Below are 2,846 nucleotides of genomic sequence, written 5' to 3' on the forward strand. Positions count from 1 at the left end.
ATTGTATTCTGCAAATATTGTTCTCATCGTATCAAATCTCCTTATCGTTAAATCAATCATTTGTTGCAAAAATCAGAAGCATTTCAATCAGTTCACCATGTCACTTTTATTTTGTGTTATACTGTTTTATATAATTTTCTTGCCCTTGTTTTTGCCCTTATCAGAGTTCGTAAACACTGGTGGGACGCTATAACGCAAGGGAAACAATAAGGGAAAGCTCACCTGCGATAAACTTTGTGTTTTCAAGGGATTGAGAGATATTTGATAATAAAATATAACAGTTATTAAATCCCTTGGAATATATGAAATCTCAATTCCAGTTGTGCGCCCAGCTAAGGGTGTGTAGTCAAGCCGGTGGGATTCCGGTTTATCCAAGGTTTAGCCAACCAGATAATAGCGAGTCTTGGGATGATGCCGGTAACGGCATCTGACAAGCGTAGACAGCAAGAAAGCAGGGTTGAATAGTGATTGAGCTTCGAAACGTTAACTTCAGTCGGTCGACGTCTTAACTGGTGCGGAAGACAATATCATGTAATGCGATATGGCGAGTGTTATGTGGCACTGCGGAGTCAGAGAACCAATCATGTTTTACATTGTGAATACACATCAACTGGGGAGAACCTGCCATTTCTCGAAGAAGAGTATGAAATTGCAACTGAAAACGGAGTATTTCAAATGAATGGTAGGTGGTCGGACAATCCCATAGTACTGTAGAAATCGGGCAATGCCGATGGAGGGAAGGGGATTGCATAGTAAAGGTCTTACTGAGGACACATTATCCGTACTCAGGGACGGAGGAAATAATGGAAACGAAATTAGTAAGAATAGCTGAGATATCGGCAACATCAAAACATCCTATATTTACATCAGTGTACCACTTGATAAATGAAGATATGCTAAAGCAATGCCATAAGGAATTAGATGGGAACAAAGCAGTCGGAATTGACAAGGTAACTAAGGATGAGTATGGGAAGAATCTTGATAGAAATATCAAGGAACTGGTACAGAGGTTGAAAAACAAATCCTTTAAGCCACTTCCGTCACTGAGGGTATATATACCTAAAGGAAATGGAAAGAAACGACCATTAGGGATTGCTTCCTATGAAGATAAGATTGTACAAATGGCAGTGAAGAAAATACTGGGAGTTATTTATGAACCGAGATTCCTAAACTGCATGTATGGATTCAGACCGAATAGGGGGTGTCACGAAGCAATAAAAGAAGTATACCAACGGATAGGCTATGGAAAAATCAGCTATATCGTAGATGCCGATATCAAAGGTTTCTTTGACCATATCGACCATGATTGGATGATGAAGTTCCTTGAATGGAATATACAGGATAAGAACTTATTGTGGCTAATACGTAAATACCTTAAAGCAGGAATAATGGAGCAAGGAAAATTCGAGCCAACAGAGGAAGGTTCGGCACAAGGCTCAGTAATGAGTCCGATGCTTGCAAATATATACATGCATCATGTGCTGACGCTGTGGTTTAAGCTGGTGGTGCAAAGGGAAATGCAGGGAGAGTGTTTTCTCGTCAACTTTGCGGATGATTTTGTTGCAGGATTTCAATATAAGTCAGAAGCTGAAAGATACTATAAAGAGTTAAAGGAACGAATGGAAAAGTTTGGACTGGAGCTGGAAAGTAGTAAAAGCAGACTAATTGAATTTGGGAGATTTGCAGAGCAGAATCGTAGAGCAAGAGGAGAATGTAAGCCTGAAACATTTGATTTTCTGGGGTTTACCTTCTACTGTAGCAAAACTCGAAAGGGAGGTTTCGTGCCAAAGGTACAGACTTCAAGAAAGAAGTTTGAGCAAAAGGTTAGAGCATACAAGAACTGGATTTACGATAATCGAAATCGACCAATGCGAGAAATAATTAAAGAGTTGAACGTAAAACTAATTGGACACTATCGGTATTATGGTGTTACATGGAATTTTCGGAAGATAACAACATTCCTGCATAGAGTACAACAGTTTCTATTCAAAGCCATGAATCGGAGAGGTTGTAGACGGGCATACACATGGAATGGATTTGTGGAAATGCTCAAGTATTACCCGTTAGCAAAACCTAAAACGTACTATTGTTTATATTGAAGCGAATGTTACTATGAGGAGCCGTATGCGGGAAAGCCGCACGTACGGATCTGTGAGGGGCTAAGATTGAGAGGTTTTAGTCTACTCGACTATTGGGAAGTCGCAGAGAACGAAAAATCGGAATTTACAGGAAGTGTGACAAGAAAGCCAAAACGGTATACTGGGAAAAAAGATTAAGAAAAGAATAAAGAGCTGGTTTTAATTGTAAAATTTATGGGGAACTAACATCAGCTTATTGACATAAATTTAAAAATAAGTATAATAATAGTTGAGTAGTTGTTCAACTATTATTATTTGGAGGTGAATATATGTCAAAAACGTCTTATATTTGTAATTGCGATGTAATTCATGAGGATATTGTGAATGATGTGAAATCCAAGATGCAGCCAAAAGATGATTATCTCCAGTTGGCTTCTTTGTTTAAGCTATTTGGAGATGGAACTAGAGTACAAATCTTACACGCTCTAGAACAGAGTGAGATGTGTGTATGTGATCTTGCAGTGCTACTGGGGGTAACAAAATCTGCAATTTCGCATCAGTTAAAGGCATTACGCCTAGCGAATCTGGTAAAATTCCGTAAAGAAGCACAGATAGTTTACTACTCGCTGGCAGATGATCATGTGAAAGAGATTATTGACAAGGGATTTGAGCATCTTTGGCAGAAATAATATTTTTTAATATTATAGTTGAGTAATTGAACAATTAAACAAATTATAAGGAGACCAGCTATGAAAAGTCAACCATAAA

2 protein-coding genes are annotated in these 2,846 nt (G+C 38.4%); both read left to right on the forward strand.

All coding sequences use genetic code 11. The annotated features are described in order from the left end of the window. Positions 1-803 precede the first annotated feature (803 nt). Positions 804-2,099, forward strand: coding sequence for a group II intron reverse transcriptase/maturase (gene ltrA, locus HMPREF0373_RS07430; RefSeq protein WP_021739065.1), 1,296 nt, complete (start codon positions 804-806; stop codon positions 2,097-2,099). A 308-nt stretch (positions 2,100-2,407) separates the two neighbouring features. Further along, the gene (locus HMPREF0373_RS07435) at positions 2,408-2,767 is read left to right on the forward strand and encodes an ArsR/SmtB family transcription factor (RefSeq protein WP_021739066.1); all 360 of its coding nucleotides are present in this window, start codon (positions 2,408-2,410) and stop codon (positions 2,765-2,767) included. Positions 2,768-2,846: the final 79 nt, after the last annotated feature.

Origin of the sequence: Eubacterium ramulus ATCC 29099 (genome assembly GCF_000469345.1) — a bacterium.
Taxonomy (GTDB): domain Bacteria; phylum Bacillota; class Clostridia; order Lachnospirales; family Lachnospiraceae; genus Eubacterium_I; species Eubacterium_I ramulus.